At 67.3% G+C, this 13,741-nt stretch carries 17 protein-coding genes; 11 read left to right on the top strand and 6 right to left on the bottom strand.

The window, feature by feature from the left end; all coding sequences use genetic code 11:
- Positions 1 to 3 precede the first annotated feature (3 nt).
- The 5 genes from ABD231_RS04760 to ABD231_RS04740 all read left to right on the top strand — a co-directional run bounded on the left by ABD231_RS04760 (position 4) and on the right by ABD231_RS04740 (position 3,247).
- Positions 4 to 642: a choice-of-anchor M domain-containing protein gene (locus ABD231_RS04760; RefSeq protein ID WP_344145523.1), complete on the top strand. Its 639-nt coding sequence runs from the start codon at positions 4 to 6 to the stop codon at positions 640 to 642.
- Positions 639 to 1,280 carry a choice-of-anchor M domain-containing protein gene (locus ABD231_RS04755; RefSeq protein ID WP_344145521.1) on the top strand — a complete coding sequence of 214 codons (642 nt, stop codon included), beginning with the start codon at positions 639 to 641 and terminating at the stop codon, positions 1,278 to 1,280. The genes ABD231_RS04760 and ABD231_RS04755 overlap by 4 nt, the downstream gene beginning before the upstream one ends.
- 67 nt (positions 1,281 to 1,347) lie before the next feature.
- Positions 1,348 to 2,004: a hypothetical protein gene (locus ABD231_RS04750; RefSeq protein WP_344145519.1), complete on the top strand. Its 657-nt coding sequence runs from the start codon at positions 1,348 to 1,350 to the stop codon at positions 2,002 to 2,004.
- A 38-nt stretch (positions 2,005 to 2,042) separates the two neighbouring features.
- Positions 2,043 to 2,648 carry a DUF3137 domain-containing protein gene (locus ABD231_RS04745; protein ID WP_344145517.1) on the top strand — a complete coding sequence of 202 codons (606 nt, stop codon included), beginning with the start codon at positions 2,043 to 2,045 and terminating at the stop codon, positions 2,646 to 2,648.
- Positions 2,645 to 3,247 carry a hypothetical protein gene (locus ABD231_RS04740; RefSeq protein WP_344145515.1) on the top strand — a complete coding sequence of 201 codons (603 nt, stop codon included), beginning with the start codon at positions 2,645 to 2,647 and terminating at the stop codon, positions 3,245 to 3,247. Before ABD231_RS04745 ends, ABD231_RS04740 begins: the two co-directional genes overlap by 4 nt.
- On the opposite strand, the gene ABD231_RS04735 is transcribed toward ABD231_RS04740, so the two are convergent.
- Positions 3,240 to 4,001, bottom strand: coding sequence for a DUF1932 domain-containing protein (locus ABD231_RS04735; RefSeq protein WP_344145513.1), 762 nt, complete (start codon positions 3,999 to 4,001; stop codon positions 3,240 to 3,242). The two genes, ABD231_RS04740 and ABD231_RS04735, sit on opposite strands and share 8 nt — an antisense overlap.
- Positions 4,002 to 4,150: 149 nt before the next feature.
- Here ABD231_RS04735 and ABD231_RS04730 point away from each other — a divergent pair, with 149 nt between their 5' ends.
- Positions 4,151 to 5,185 (top strand): type IV toxin-antitoxin system AbiEi family antitoxin domain-containing protein, encoded by a 1,035-nt coding sequence (locus tag ABD231_RS04730; RefSeq protein WP_344145511.1) that lies wholly within the window; start codon positions 4,151 to 4,153, stop codon positions 5,183 to 5,185.
- On the opposite strand, the gene ABD231_RS04725 is transcribed toward ABD231_RS04730, so the two are convergent.
- From ABD231_RS04725 to ABD231_RS04715, 3 genes are all read right to left on the bottom strand, one after another.
- Complete coding sequence (locus ABD231_RS04725; RefSeq protein ID WP_344145509.1) at positions 5,182 to 6,162, bottom strand: ribose-phosphate diphosphokinase; 981 nt, start codon at positions 6,160 to 6,162, stop codon at positions 5,182 to 5,184. The genes ABD231_RS04730 and ABD231_RS04725 overlap by 4 nt on opposite strands.
- Positions 6,163 to 6,176: 14 nt before the next feature.
- Positions 6,177 to 7,628: a bifunctional UDP-N-acetylglucosamine diphosphorylase/glucosamine-1-phosphate N-acetyltransferase GlmU gene (gene glmU, locus ABD231_RS04720; RefSeq protein WP_344145507.1), complete on the bottom strand. Its 1,452-nt coding sequence runs from the start codon at positions 7,626 to 7,628 to the stop codon at positions 6,177 to 6,179.
- 115 nt (positions 7,629 to 7,743) lie between these two features.
- A complete protein-coding gene (locus tag ABD231_RS04715) occupies positions 7,744 to 8,964 on the bottom strand; it encodes a hypothetical protein (protein ID WP_344145505.1) in 1,221 nt (406 codons plus the stop codon).
- Positions 8,965 to 9,118: 154 nt separating this feature from the next.
- On the opposite strand from ABD231_RS04715, the gene ABD231_RS04710 reads away from it, so the two are divergent.
- From ABD231_RS04710 to ABD231_RS04700, 3 genes are read left to right on the top strand one after another with little or no spacing between them, the layout of a single operon-like run.
- Positions 9,119 to 9,451 carry a VOC family protein gene (locus ABD231_RS04710; RefSeq protein ID WP_344145503.1) on the top strand — a complete coding sequence of 111 codons (333 nt, stop codon included), beginning with the start codon at positions 9,119 to 9,121 and terminating at the stop codon, positions 9,449 to 9,451.
- A gap of 19 nt (positions 9,452 to 9,470) precedes the next feature.
- Positions 9,471 to 10,253 (top strand): alpha/beta fold hydrolase, encoded by a 783-nt coding sequence (locus ABD231_RS04705; RefSeq protein ID WP_344145501.1) that lies wholly within the window; start codon positions 9,471 to 9,473, stop codon positions 10,251 to 10,253.
- A gap of 27 nt (positions 10,254 to 10,280) precedes the next feature.
- Positions 10,281 to 10,667 (top strand): VOC family protein, encoded by a 387-nt coding sequence (locus tag ABD231_RS04700; RefSeq protein WP_344145500.1) that lies wholly within the window; start codon positions 10,281 to 10,283, stop codon positions 10,665 to 10,667.
- 1 nt (position 10,668) lies between these two features.
- On the opposite strand, the gene ABD231_RS04695 is transcribed toward ABD231_RS04700, so the two are convergent.
- Together ABD231_RS04695 and ABD231_RS04690 are read right to left on the bottom strand one after the other, a co-directional pair.
- Positions 10,669 to 12,090, bottom strand: a complete 1,422-nt coding sequence (locus ABD231_RS04695; RefSeq protein ID WP_344145498.1) for a serine hydrolase domain-containing protein — start codon at positions 12,088 to 12,090, stop codon at positions 10,669 to 10,671.
- Positions 12,091 to 12,109: 19 nt separating this feature from the next.
- A complete protein-coding gene (locus ABD231_RS04690) occupies positions 12,110 to 12,769 on the bottom strand; it encodes a class I SAM-dependent methyltransferase (protein ID WP_344145496.1) in 660 nt (219 codons plus the stop codon).
- Positions 12,770 to 12,810: 41 nt separating this feature from the next.
- On the opposite strand from ABD231_RS04690, the gene ABD231_RS04685 reads away from it, so the two are divergent.
- Positions 12,811 to 13,233 (top strand): GNAT family N-acetyltransferase, encoded by a 423-nt coding sequence (locus ABD231_RS04685; protein WP_344145494.1) that lies wholly within the window; start codon positions 12,811 to 12,813, stop codon positions 13,231 to 13,233.
- Entirely contained in the window at positions 13,230 to 13,706 is a 477-nt protein-coding gene (locus ABD231_RS04680) for a hypothetical protein (protein WP_344145492.1), read from the top strand. The genes ABD231_RS04685 and ABD231_RS04680 overlap by 4 nt, the downstream gene beginning before the upstream one ends.
- Positions 13,707 to 13,741: the final 35 nt, after the last annotated feature.

Below are 13,741 nucleotides of genomic sequence, written 5' to 3'. Positions count from 1 at the left end.
CGCATGCGCAAATTCCATCGCGTTGTGCTGTCGGCAACGACAGTCCTCGCGCTCACTGCAGTCGCCGTCCCGGCGTCGGCTGCTGTAACCCTCGACCAGGGACATGTCGACGTCGTCGGCCTCGCCTGGGAGGACAACGCCTTCAACGTGCACGTTCACGACGAGGAGACCGACACCGAGTACGCACCGTCCGAGGTGCAGCTCGTCGCCAAGCCGGGCGCGAAGATCGCCGTACCGGATGACGCGGCCTACAGCTTCCTCGGTACGCCGGGCAGCGCCGCGTGGGTGCTGCCCCAGGTCCAGGACCCCGAGCTGCTCTGGCCCGGGATCGGCGCCGAGGAGATCGCCAGTGGTGTCTTCACCAACGACGCTCTGAAGGTCACCCTGGTCAGCGTCTACGGCCCGGCCGACTTCAGCATCTTCACCACGGATGCGTTCGGTACGCCGACCCGGCTCGCGGACAGCGGCAACGGTCTGCCGGACACCATCAGTACGACGGCCGGCGGTCACCTGCACGCGAACTGGGCGTTCGAGGCGGCCGGTACGTACAAGCTGAAGTTCAAGGTCAGTGGCACCCTCGCTGCGACCGGTCAGAAGGTCACGTCGGCCATCGCGACCTACACCTTCAAGGTGCAGGCGTGAAGGCCCGTGGGGTGGCCGGCGCCCTGATCGCCGGTTTCGCTGCGACTGTCCTGTCGGTCGGCCCGGCGTTCGCCGCCACCACGATCTCGTCGGGTCACGTCGACGCCATCGACGTCGACTGGACCGGTTCGGCGCTGACACTCGACCTCCGCGACAGCACGGTGACCCCTGCGGTCGACCGCGCACCGGCGGACGTCGTACTGAACGCAGTGTCGGCCAGCAAGACCACCGTCCCGTCGAGCTCGGCGAACTCGTTCCTGGGCGCGCCCGGTGACCCGGTCTGGATCCTGCCGCAGACGCAGGCCAGCAACATCGTCTGGCCCGGCTTCAGCACCGAGGGCGTCGCCAGCGGCGTCCTGTCCGGCAACACCGTCTCCGTGAAGCTGGTCTCGGTCAGCGGACCGGACGACGTCTCCGTCTACACCACCAACTCCCTCGGTACGCCGACAGTGTGGTTCGACAGCGGCAACGGCCTGCCGGACACCCGTTCCATCGCCATCAACACCCACGCCCACGCCAACTGGGCTTTCGAAGCCGCCGGCACCTACACGGCAGTCTTCGAGGTAACCGCCACCACCACCGGCGGCACGGCCGTCACCACCGGACAGAAGACCTACACCTTCACCGTCCAGCCGTAACAGCACCGACACAGGCAGGGGGCTCGGCGCCGAGCCCCCTGCACCTCGGGAACGCTAAATTGCCGTGGTGACCGCGTTCATGATCGTGCTGCTGCTGGGCGGTACTGCGGTGATCGTGGCCGTGGTGCTGGTGATCATCGAGTACACCAAACGCCGCCGCGCCGCACTGCAACAGCGAGCGCAGGCCATGGCGCAGTACGGCTGGCACCTGGCACCCGCCAACCCGTGGCTGGCCGATGTGGCCGCCGGGCTGTACACCCGCGGTCGGCCGGGTGAAATGTTCGCCGGCGACTACCGCGGCCGCGGCATGTGCGCGCTGGACTACTTCTACACAACCAGCAACGGCAAGTCCTCCCAGACCCACAACGTGCACCTAGTAGCCCTCAACCTCCCCACCGCGCTCCCGCCACTCACTGTGTCGAAGGACTCCGCGCTGCGACGTGCCTTCGGCAACGACATCGAGCTGGAGAGCCAAGCGTTCAACGACGCTTTCCGCATCGACTGCGCCGACCAGCGCTACGCCTCAGCCGTCCTACACCCGCAACTGATGGAGTGGACGCTAGCCAACCCCGGCCTCGAATGGCAGCTAGCCGGCAACGCCCTGGTCTCCTGGGGCTACGGCCCCTTCACCGCCCCCGACGTACAAGCCCGCCTAGAAGCCATGACCGGCGTCATCGACCGCATCCCACCCTTCGTCCTCCGCGACTACGGCGCTCCCCTGTGAACGTGTGGTGGATTCCCGTGGGGACGGGGACGTTGGGGGTGCTGATTCTGGTGGGTGGGGTGGCGATACTCCTCGTACGGCGGCGGAGGCGGGGTACTGCGCTGAGGCGGCGGGCTGCGGTGATGGAGGCGCAGGGGTGGTTGGTGGCTCCGGCGGAGCCTTGGTTGGTGGAGCTTGCTGGGCGGCTGACTATCAAGGGGCGGGCTACGCAGATGTTCACCGGGGACTTCGGTGGGCGGGGGTTGCGGGTGCTCGATTATGAGTTCACTGCGCGGCGCGGGCCGGCGCCGGTGCATTTGATCGCGCTCAGCTTGCCAGTCGGGTTGCCGCGGTTGACGGTGTCGCGGGACTCGACGTTGACGCGGGTTCTGGGAAATGACATCGAGCTGGAGAGTCAAGCGTTCAACGACCGGTTCCGGGTGCAGGCTGATGATCAGCGGTTCGCTTCCGCCGTACTGCAGCCGCGGCTGATGGAGTGGATGTTGCAGAACCCTGACCTGCAGTGGCACCTGGCCGGCAACGCACTCGTGTCCTGGGGGTACGGCGAGGTTCCGGTGGCAGAGGTCCTGGTCCGGCTGGAGGCGATGGCCGGTGTGATCGACCGGATCCCGCCGTTCGTCCTCAGGGACTACGCGGCCTCATGATCATCACAGTCGTAGTGATCGCCGTACTGGCCGTGGGGCTCGGTGCGCTCTACCTGCGGGTGCAGCAGCGGCAGCGGGCGTTCTTTGCGGACCGGGTGACTGCTGTGGGACTCACACCGGCCCCTGTCGAGCCATGGCTTGCTGAGGCGGCCAGCCGCGCGTTCGGCGTACAGGGCAACGCGGAGCGGATGGTTCGCGACCAGCGGTTGTGGGCCTGCGATTTCACCTACCAGGCATCCCGTACGGCGACCGCCGCCAAGTGTCACGTGGTTGCGATGAGTCTGCCGACCGCACTGCCTCCACTGGCCGTGTTCCCGAAGAACCCGATGCTGCCGGACAACCTGGAGTTCGAGAGCGCTGAGTTCAACCGGACGTTCTCGGTCGAGTGTTCGGACCGCCGCTTTGCCAGTGCGCTCCTCACACCGCGGGTGCTGGAATGGCTACTCCGCTACCCGAAACTGCAGTGGCGAATCGACGGTGGCGTGCTGATCGCGTGGAACGTCGGCTACTGGACGGCAGACACGGTTAAGCACACCACTCAGGCTTTCGACGGTCTACTCGAACGCATCGACCCGTACGTGTTCAAAGACTTCAGCTGAGCTTGGTCCACACCTGACGCAGCGCCCGGGCCACATCGCCCTCCAGCCCGGCGTCGTCCAGCGTCGCGGCCAGCTCGTCGAACTCCGGTCCCCAGCGCCACGCCACGGATCGCAACTGCTCCGGCAACTCCGGATCGCGGAGTGACCCCGCATCCGCGCGCACCTGCTGTGCGACCAGCGCGTCCGTCACCCCGTGCTTCTCAGCGAGCTGAAACGCCAGCACTGCAAGGGCCGCCTTCCCCTTGTTGTACAACGCGTACGCCGACTTCGCCGCGCTCGCCGCACCCGGTTCCGCGCCAACCACGCGCGGAGTGACCGCCGTACCAGCCCATAGTGCAGCAGCATCGCCCGCAGCGCCTCCGGACAGCATCAGATGCGTCGGACTGGAACCACCACTCGGCGGCGGCCCGATCACCCCAGCGTCCACAAACGTCGCCCCCGGTACGGCGGCCTGCGCCTCCCGCAGCGACACCGGCGAGAGCGGATTCGCCTCGACGTACAGGCCGGTGAACCCAGCACCCCCGACCTGCCGAGCAATGTCCACCGCCCCCTGCGGCGCACACGAGCACAACACCACCTCAGCCCCCGCAACCGCCTCCTCAAAAGGCAGCCCCACCAGCCCGGCGGCCTCAGCCCGCTCAACAGAGGCCTGACTGCGCCCTTCGGGGACCCAACTGACGGTGTGGCCAGCGCTGACGAGCTCTCCGGCGAGCCGTGAACCCATCGCGCCCGGGTGAAAGACGGTGATCCGCATGGCTCGAGCAGATCAGCTCTGACCGAGATATGCCAACGCCGGGGAGCCTCACCACCCGAAAACAACGGTTAAGCCTCCCCAGCTCTGGTTATCCACAGGGGACGGGAGGAGGGGGTGAGGAGGGGCGGGATGGGTGCATCTTCTGGGGTGTGAATGGATTTCTGGGGAAACAGTTCGGGGAGTTGCTGCAGAAGCAGCTGGGCGCATTCAGCTGGCGCCAGGCGCGGCTGGAGGGAGTGTCGGACAAGATGATCACGGCGCGGCTGCGGTCGGGGCGAATCCAGCGGGTTTATCGCGGTGCGTACGTCAATTTCACCGGAGCGGTTCCGTGGGAAACGCGGATCTGGGCGGCGTGGCTGGCCTACGGACCTGATGCAGCGCTGGGTGGTGAGACCGCGCTGCGCCGGTACGGGCTGGACGGCGACTGGGCGGCCGAGCCGGTGTGGCTGGACCTCCCACACCACCGGCGGGTACGTCGGCAACCGGGCATCGTGATTCGGCGCTGCCGCGATCTGGACGGCCGCTTGCTGGGTAGCCGTGAGCCACCGATCGTGCGGCTGGAGGTTGCCCTTCTGACGGTCGCGAGCCGACGGCCGAACGGCGATGCTGCCTTGGCCATGGTTCTGGATGCTTGTCGTCAGCGCCTGACCACCCCGCGGCGCCTACTGGCCGAACTCGATCAACTACGGAACCTTCCTCGCCGCGAGGCCATCGTTCAGGTACTGCGTGACGCCGGCGCAGGGGTCGAGTCGTGGCTGGAACTCGTCTACCTCGAGAGGGTGGAGCGTGCTCACGGCCTTCCGGTCGCCACCCGCCAAGCGCTCGGGCCCCTCGGCGGTACGACGATTCGGCGGGACTGTCGGTACGACCCGTACGGCGTGATCGTCGAGGTCGACGGGCGTATCGGGCACGCGGATGTTGCCTCGCAGTGGCGAGACATGGCAAGGGACAACGCCGCGGCAGTCGACGCTCAGGTGACGCTCAGGTTCGGATATCAGCTGACCGGCGATCCCTGTGCCGCGGCAGCCCAAGTCGCCGCTGTACTCACCTACCGCGGCTGGCCCGGCCGCCCAACCCGGTGCAGCCCCACCTGCCCGGTCGGCCCTGTCCGCGCTGAAGGGCCGGGGAGTTCTATCACCCGAAACGGGCGGTTGACGCTCCCCGGCGGTTCGGTGGAGGGTTAGGCGCGGCCGTCGAAGAGGCTGGTGACGGAGCCGTCTTCGAAGACTTCGCGGATGGCTCGGCTGATGAGGGGGGCGATGGAGAGTTCGGTGAGTTTGTCGAAGCGGCGGTCCGCGGCGATCGGCAGGGTGTTGGTGACGATGACCTCGCTGGCCTGGCAGTTCTTCAGGCGGTCGACCGCGGGGCCGGACAGGATGGCGTGGGTGGCGGCGATGACCACACCGGCGGCGCCTTCGGCGATCAGGGCGTCGGCGGCCTTGGTGATGGTGCCGCCGGTGTCGATCATGTCGTCGACCAGGATGCAGACGCGGTTCTTGACCTCACCGACGACGCGGTTCGCGACCGTCTCGTTCGGCCGGTCGATGTCGCGGGTCTTGTGGATGAAGGCCAGCGGGGCGTTGTTCAGGCGGGCGGACCACTGCTCGGCCACCTTGATCCGGCCGGCGTCCGGCGAGACCACGGCCAGCTGCTGGTCGCCGTACTTGTCGCGGACGTAGTCGCTCAGGATCGGCAGCGCCATCAGGTGGTCGACGGGGCCGTCGAAGAAGCCCTGGATCTGCGAGGTGTGCAGGTCGACGCAGATCAGCCGGTTCGCGCCGGCCGTCTTGAACAGGTCGGCCATCAGCCGGGCCGAGATCGGCTCCCGGCCGCGGTGCTTCTTGTCCTGCCGGGCGTAGCCGTAGAACGGGAGCACGACGGTGATCCGCTTGGCCGAGGCGCGCTTGAGCGCGTCGACCATGATCAGCTGCTCCATGATCCACTCGTTGATCGGCGAGGTGTGACTCTGGATCACGAAGGCGTCGCTACCGCGCACCGACTCCTCGAACCGGACATAGATCTCGCCGTTGGCGAAGTCGTACGCCGAGGTCGGCACCAGGCCGGATCCCAGCTGCTCGGCGACCTCCTCGGCCAGCCCGGGATGGGCTCTGCCGGAGAACACCATCAGGTTCTTCTCGGTGGTTCGCTTCATCCCGCTCATGGCCGGCCTCCCGTTTACTTCTTGTCGCCAGTATCGGCCGCGGCTTCTGCTTCCGCAGCAGCTTGCGCCGTCTTCGTCCCGGCCCGCTTGCGCGCGACCCAGCCCTTGATGTTGCGCTGCCGGCCCCGGGCGACGGCGATCTCGCCCGGACCGACGTCCTCGGTCAGCGCGGTGCCGGCGGCCAGGTAGGCGCCGTCCGCGACCGTCCGCGGGGCGACGATCACCGAGTTGCTCCCGATGAACGAGTGCTTGCCGATGAACGTCGGGTACTTCTTCTGGCCGTCGTAGTTCGCGAAGATCGTGCCGGCGCCGATGTTCGCGCCCTCGCCGATCGTCGCGTCCCCGGCGTACGTCAGGTGCGGCACCTTGGCGCCGTCACCGATGCTGGTGTTCTTGGTCTCGACGAAGGTGCCGATCTTGCCCTTCACGCCGACCTTGGTACCGGGGCGCAGGTAGGCGAACGGGCCGACACTCGCGCCGTCGCCGAGCACCGAGCTCGAGCCGTGCGCGCGGATGATCGTCGCGTTCGCACCGATCTGTACATCGGTCAGGGTCGTATCCGGACCGATCGTCGTACCGCTGCCGGCCGTGGTGGCGCCGTGCAGCTGCGTGTTCGGCAGCAGGGTGACGTCCTGGGCGAGCTCGACGGTGCTGTCCACCCAGGTGGTGTTCGGGTCGACGATCGTGACACCGCCGCGCATCAGCTTGTCGAGCGTACGGCGGTTCAGCTCGGCGCGGAGCGTGGCCAGCTGGACGCGGTCGTTCACGCCCTCGGTCTGCATCGCGTCCTCGGTGACGTACGCCCCGACGCGCTTGCCGTCGGTCCGGGCGATCGACAGGACGTCGGTCAGGTACAGCTCGCCCTGCGCGTTGTCGGTGGTCAGCCGGCTCAGCCCGTCGCGCAGCGTGGCCGCGTCGAAGACGTAGATCCCGGCGTTGATCTCGTCGATCTGGCGCTGCTCGGCGGTCGCGTCCTTGTGCTCGACGATCGCGGCGACCGTGCCGTCGGCGCCCGGGACGATCCGCCCGTACCCCGTCGGGTCGGCGACCCGCGCGGTCAGCACGGTGACGGCGTTGCCCTGCTTGTCGTGCTCGGCGACCAGCTCGTGCAGCGTCTCGGCCTGCAGCAGCGGAACGTCACCCGACGTGACGATCACCGAGCCCTCGAAAGCAGCCGGTACGGCGGTCAGTCCGGAGCGCACGGCGTCACCGGTCCCGAGCTGCTGCTCCTGGACGGCGGTCTTCACGTCCGGGTCCAGCGCGGTCAGGTGAGCCTCGACCAGCTCCCGGCCGTTGCCGACCACGACCACGAGGTGCTCCGGGGCGAGCGCACGCGCGGTGACCACCGCGTGACCGACCAGGCTGCGCCCGCCGATCTCGTGCAGCACCTTCGGGGTCGACGATTTCATCCGGGTTCCGAGCCCGGCGGCCATGATCACGACCGCCGCGGGGCGATGGGAAGTCACGCGGTCTTCTCCTCGAGTTCCCTGCGAGTTTCTGGAACAAGTATCTGCACAGGCACTCGAATCGGTGCCCGCGCAAGCCTACTTGCTCTTCGCCGGGGTTTCCGCATCCGGCTGCTCAGGCAGCCGGTCCCCGCAGGTTCACCACCAGGTCGCCGGCCGTGATCCCGGCGTACTCCTGCATCATCCGCGCCCGCGCGAACTCGCTGTATCCCCGCCTGGCGACCTGCAGGTAGAACCGCGTGACCGATCCCACACCCACCGCCCGCACCATCAGCTCCACCGCCAGCCAGCTGACCCGGTAACTCTCCGTAGTCCCGAACTCGTCATCCCGAGGCAGCCGCTCCACCCGCCCCCGCACAGCCTTCGCCACCGCCGCCCGCTCCCGAGCCACCACCTCAACCGGCCGAACCAGGTTGGCCGCATAAGCCGCCAGCCCCTCAGCCAACCACCGAGGAGCCTCATCCCCCATCTTCACCGCAGCCAGGTGAGTAAGCCCATGCACCACCTCAGCCAGACTCGGCACGCTGTCGGACGGCTCAACCACTACCCATCCCCCGACAGGGCGACCGTCCGGCCTCGCGCTGTGCATCGGTTGGATTCGGATCGGCTCCTGCCCCGGCAGCGTGGCCGGCAGGGTGGTGAGGACGGTGGGGTTCTTCAGCGCGACCACCAGCGGGATCTTCTGGAGCGGTCCGGGCCACAGGCGGTCCACCACCTGCGCCGCCTGCGCGGTCACCGCCGCGATCCGCTCACCCCGCGCGCGCTGGCCCCGATCCACGAGCACGACGACACCAGACCGCCGTACAACCTCCAGCTCAGCCACATCCCACGGCTGCCGGTTGCTCTTCAGCACCGCGTCCAGCCGGTTCACATCCACCAGTCGCGCCACCCCACCCCGCACCACATACGTGTAGCCGAGATCCGCCACCGCCGGCGGCAACCCCGTTACGGCGTACCGCAGGCTCACCCGGAATGTCACCGCGCCTGCCCCATACCGCCGTACCGCCCCCGGATCCACCCACGCCTCCCGCCGCCGGAAGCCCACCTCAGCCTCCAGCGCCCGCAGCCCCCGGAACACCCGCGCCTGCCGCCCCACAGCCCCCGGCGCCACCTCAGCCAGGAACCCGGCCGCATCCCCCCGCCGCACCGCCACCGCCTGCCGAGCCAGCGCGACATCCACCGCAGAACCCACCACCGGCTCCACCCGGCCGTCACCCGCCGACGGCAACCCCAGCTCAGCGGCAACCGGCAGTACGCCCACCCGTGGACCACCAGGCGCCACCACCAGCCCAGCACCCAGCAGTCCACCGACGACCAACCACCCGACCCGCTTCATGCCCACCCCAACGACTCACCCACCCGGTAAGTCATCCGGATGGGTTGGTCGTTGCCCACAGCAAGCACTTCGCCGACTGGACTTCTGCTTTCTGTCGGTGCCCTGCGAGACCATTGCCTCCAGGCGAAAACCTCACCCCGAACCGGGAGAAATCATGGGTCTCACCCTCGGCGCCATCGTCCTCAACGTCCCCGACACCACCCCCGCCTCCACCTTCTGGAGCCAGGCCCTCGACTACACCCCCCAAGCCAGCAACCCCGACTTCCTCATCCCACCCAACCGCGCCGCCACCCGCCTCCACCTCGACTCCACCGACCGAACCCACCTAGACCTATGGCTCACCCCCGACACCTCCCTCGCCGCCGAGATCACCCGCCTGGAAACTCTCGGCGCCCATCTCGTCGAGGACTGGACCTACCCCGAGAACGCAGACTTCACCGTCCTCCAAGCCCCCGACGGCACCCTCTTCTGCCTCATCCACCCCTGAGATGGAGCGGATGGTGGGTGTGGGTGAGGTGGAGTTGTTCGTGCGGGAGTTGGGGCAGCGCGGGGATGAGCCTTCGCTGGTGGTGATGCACGGTGGGCCGGATGTGGGGCACGGGTATCTGATACCGGGGTTCGCGGACGTGCGGCGACATGTGGTGCTGTTCGACTTCCGAGGGTGCGGGCGGAGCACCCGCGGGCTTCCTGCCGATCGGTTGCAACCGGAGTACGTCGTGGAGGACACCCGGCGGCTGATCGAGGAGCTCGGGCTCGGGCAGGTCGACCTACTGGGGTTCTCGACCGGCGGGCGCGCGGCGATGCAGTTCGTGGACAAACACCCCGAGCTGGTACGGCGGTTGGTGCTGGCGTCGACTTCGGCGTACGACGCTCATGCGGCCGAGGAGTATCTGGCCGGCTGGGACGAGTACCAGCGACGAGAGCGGTTGGCGCAACCCGCGGAACGCAACTCGACCATCTTCGTCTGGGACCTCGCCAAGGCCCCGGCGTACCTCGAACTGCTGGAGAGCCTCGGGACCGACGAGGGCGACTGGAGCTACGAACGCGCACTCGCCGGTCTCTATCACCCCTGGTGTCCAGGTGATCCCGAAGCCATCCTGCGCGATTTTGCGAAGCCGATCCTGATCCTGCACGGCGAGAAGGACATGGGCTTCCCGCTTCAACTCGCCGAGCGCCTGCACACCGCCGTACCGAACAGCCAGCTGACCGTCATCCCCAACACCGCCCACATGTGCCACTTCGAGCGCCCCGACGTGTGGGCCCAACACCTCAACGAGTTTCTCGCCTGAACTGCCCCGTCATTGGAGACTCACCTCATGGACATCAAGCACCGCATGATCGTCTTCGACGCCGCCGACCTGGACGCCGAAAGCACCTTCTGGGCCGGCTTCCTCGACGGCACCGTCGACAAGTGGAACGACCGCTGGCACGCCATCTGGGTCGACGGCGGCTGGGCCCTCGGCGTACAGCACGCTCCCGACCACCAGCCACCCACCTGGCCCGACGACACCCAACCCCAGCAAATCCACCTCGACCTCTACTTCGAAGGCCAACCCGCCCACACCGAAGCCCACGACAAAGCCCTCTCCCTAGGCGCCCGCCTCCTCAAACCAGCCGAAAACCCCACCGCACCCCGCGGCGTAACCACCTACGCCGACCCCGCCGGCCACCCCTTCTGCCTCTGCTGGCTCCCCACCGACTAGGTCAGGAGACGTCTGGGCGGGTCATCAGGGGTGCGCGCAGGAGGCGCTCGAGGTTGGGGCCGGTTAGCGGTACGCCGTTCCAGATGGCGACTGCGGTTGCTGTTGTGGTGTCGAGTTCCAGGCGGACTCGGTGTGGGCTCGTGATGATCTGGAGCTCGGCGACGAACGTGTCGTCGTGCCAAGCGGCGGTTGCCACGACTGGGCGGCCGAGTGGTGAGCTCTCCCGCCAATCGCCGTGGCCGACTGCGACACTCGGCCAGGAACCGAACCGCAGCAGCCATCCGCCGTCCACGGGATCGACGACGACCGTCGTACCGTCGGGCAGTGCCGAGTTCTCGGCGGATGCATCGACTGTCGCCTTGGCGGAACGCCCCGGCGCGGCCTCGCCCGGGACCGGCGTGAGGGAGAGCTGCCGCAGACACTCGACGAGGAGCTCGTCGTCCTCGGCGCTCCCCGGTTCGTCGAGTGCGGGCAGGAGATAGTCCCAGAAGATCCCGGGGATCGGCTGCCGCTCGTCGAGCGCGGACGTCACGGCGATGACGAGCTCATGCTCCGGGACGACCACACACTGCTGACCGAAGGCACCGTTCCCGAAGAAGCCGTGCCGCGACCGCCAGAACTGATAGCCGTACCCACACAGGAAGTCCTCGGCGGCCCAGGCGTCCTCGACCTGCAACGTCTCGATCTGCCGACTCGTCGCGAGCTCCACCCATTCACGCGGTACCAGCTGACGATCACCCCACCGCCCGCCGCGCAACAGCAGCTCCCCGAAAGCCGCAATCGCCTCGGTCCGCAGATACAGCCCGTGAAACCCGAACGCGAGCCCACTCGCCACGCGATCCCATTCAGCGTGGTCGATCCCCATCGGTTTGAACAACCGCTCATCCAGCAACTCCGGAAGACCGCGGCCAGTCACGCGCTCCACCATCCGCGCCAGGATGAACGTGGTCGCGTTGTCGTAGGTGTGCTTCGTCCCCTCGGCATCGGTGAACGGCACCCGCAAGAAGCCCTTCACCAGATCATCCGGTTCCAGCTCCCACGCCTCACCAAGACTGTCGATCGGATGACCAACCGTCATCGACAACAAGTGATGCACGGTGATCCGACGCCCCTGCTCCGAAACATCATCCGGAACCTGCTCAGGCAACACGTCCACCACGCGATCATCCAACGACAGCAACCCGTCAGCGATCACCAGCCCGACCGCGATCGACGTGAACGATTTCGTCAACGAGTACAGGAGATGCGGCCGATCCGCCGAGTACGGCGTCCACCAACCTTCCGCGACGACGTGTCCCCGGCGTACCACCATGATCGAGTGGAGCTCGACGGAATCCGCCGCGATCCGATCCAGCAGCGCGATGATCGAACGCGACGACATCCCCACAGCAGCAGGAGTCGACCGTGGCAACAAGGCGGTCATCCGTGCACGGTATCCGCGACTACCCCCGCGCGCACACCAAATTATTCCCGCTGAACGACAACACCTCGAACCCCGCCGCCACCAACTCAGCGCGCAACGCGGCCGGCCTCAGATGCCGCCGATACGGCAGTTCGCCCCGATAGCAGATCCCGGTGACCGCGTCGTACCGGAACTCCTCGCCGTACCCGCGATCCTCGTCGTACAAGGCCGTCGAGATCAAATAACGCCCACCCGGCAACAATCGATCCCGCACCCCACGAAACACCGCGGCCCGATCCTCGTCCAGCACGATGTTCTGCAAACAGAAGCTGTCGAGCACCACGTCGTACCGCGTCTCAACCTCCGCAGGCCAACGACAAACATCTTGTACGCCGAAGTTGACCCGAACCCCCAACTCCTCCGCAAACCGCTCAGCCAACGCGATCGCCTCCGGAATCAAGTCGACCGCATCAACCCGAAACCCCAACCCCGCCAAGAAACAAGCCGCCGGCCCAGTCCCACACCCATACTCCAAAACCCGCCCACCCACCGCGAGCTCACCCACCACCCCCTCCAAGAACCCCCGATTAGGAAAGTCCGCAAACCCACCCCCACCCTCAAAAACCTCGTTCCACTGCGTCCACCCCTCCCGCACCACCCGCCGATAAACCGCCCGCGCCTCAACCTCGTAGTAACGCATCCCCCCACCGTAGACACGATCCCCATGGCAGGCTTCCGAATATGCACACGCCCACGATCCAGGCCGCGACCCCCGACCTGCTCAAGGCCGCCGTACACAAATTCATGGGCGCCGACCTCGCTCCCACCTACCTCGACTCACCAGCCAACCTCGCCTTCGTAGCCGCCGACCCCGAAATCCTCGGCTGGTGCTGGGGCTATCACCTCCCCCGCCCCGACGGCAGCTCCATGCTCTACCTCCACCAACTAGCAGTAGCCGAACCCCACCGCCGCCGCGGCATCGGCCGAGCCCTCCTCCAAGCCTTCATAACCGCCGGCACCCAAGCCGGCGCCACCAAGATGTTCCTCACCACCGGCGCCGACAACCACCCCGCCCGCTCCCTGTACGACGCTTTCGGCGGCGGCCTCGCCGACCAAGGCCCCACCGTCAACTACTGGTTCCTCCTCGGCGGCGCACGCTCATGAAATACGTCAGGGTGGAGTTCACCAGGGATGGCACCTTCTCCGATCCGGCCGCCTACCTGGCACAGCTGCCATCGCTAGCAACTTCACTCCCCGCAGGTGCGCGTGCCTTCGCAACTGATCCGGAGCACTACAACTTCTGGGGCAAGCGCTGCATCAAGGACCTCAAGCCCCAGCACCTCACCTTCGGAGAGGCCAACGGCATCCCCTGGGCCGAACTACATCTGAAGCACAACTGCTGGAAGCACGAGGACGACCTGACGATCCGCTACACCGGCGTACAAGATGTGGCGATGGACCCGCCAGGCGAGGTCTCCGAAGTTGCCGACCTCGGAGGTGTGATGCTCGACGAAATCCTCCCCGTTGAGCACGGCTGCACCCACGAATTCACCTGCTTGTCCGGCTCCCTCATCATCACCTGCGAGGACTTGGTGGTCACCTGGACAGATTCCAACTGCCCAGAGCGCAACCCGTAGGCATCGCTCCTCCCGGCGGTGGCCGGTGTCGTTGG

Origin of the sequence: Kribbella yunnanensis, assembly GCF_039529655.1 — a bacterium.
Taxonomy (GTDB): domain Bacteria; phylum Actinomycetota; class Actinomycetes; order Propionibacteriales; family Kribbellaceae; genus Kribbella; species Kribbella yunnanensis.
This window is presented reverse-complemented; position numbering and strand designations above follow the sequence as displayed.

Excerpts from the sequence above, each read along its gene's own strand:
- ABD231_RS04760 (WP_344145523.1), top strand. The coding sequence starts at position 4 with ATGCGCAAATTCCATCGCGTTGTGCTGTCGGCAACGACAGTCCTCGCG.
- ABD231_RS04740 (WP_344145515.1), top strand. The coding sequence starts at position 2,645 with ATGATCATCACAGTCGTAGTGATCGCCGTACTGGCCGTGGGGCTCGGT.
- ABD231_RS04735 (WP_344145513.1), bottom strand. The coding sequence starts at position 4,001 with ATGCGGATCACCGTCTTTCACCCGGGCGCGATGGGTTCACGGCTCGCC.
- ABD231_RS04725 (WP_344145509.1), bottom strand. The coding sequence starts at position 6,162 with ATGAGCGGGATGAAGCGAACCACCGAGAAGAACCTGATGGTGTTCTCC.
- ABD231_RS04715 (WP_344145505.1), bottom strand. The coding sequence starts at position 8,964 with ATGAAGCGGGTCGGGTGGTTGGTCGTCGGTGGACTGCTGGGTGCTGGG.
- ABD231_RS04710 (WP_344145503.1), top strand. The coding sequence starts at position 9,119 with ATGGGTCTCACCCTCGGCGCCATCGTCCTCAACGTCCCCGACACCACC.
- ABD231_RS04700 (WP_344145500.1), top strand. The coding sequence starts at position 10,281 with ATGGACATCAAGCACCGCATGATCGTCTTCGACGCCGCCGACCTGGAC.
- ABD231_RS04695 (WP_344145498.1), bottom strand. The coding sequence starts at position 12,090 with ATGACCGCCTTGTTGCCACGGTCGACTCCTGCTGCTGTGGGGATGTCG.
- ABD231_RS04690 (WP_344145496.1), bottom strand. The coding sequence starts at position 12,769 with ATGCGTTACTACGAGGTTGAGGCGCGGGCGGTTTATCGGCGGGTGGTG.
- ABD231_RS04685 (WP_344145494.1), top strand. The coding sequence starts at position 12,811 with ATGCACACGCCCACGATCCAGGCCGCGACCCCCGACCTGCTCAAGGCC.
- ABD231_RS04680 (WP_344145492.1), top strand. The coding sequence starts at position 13,230 with ATGAAATACGTCAGGGTGGAGTTCACCAGGGATGGCACCTTCTCCGAT.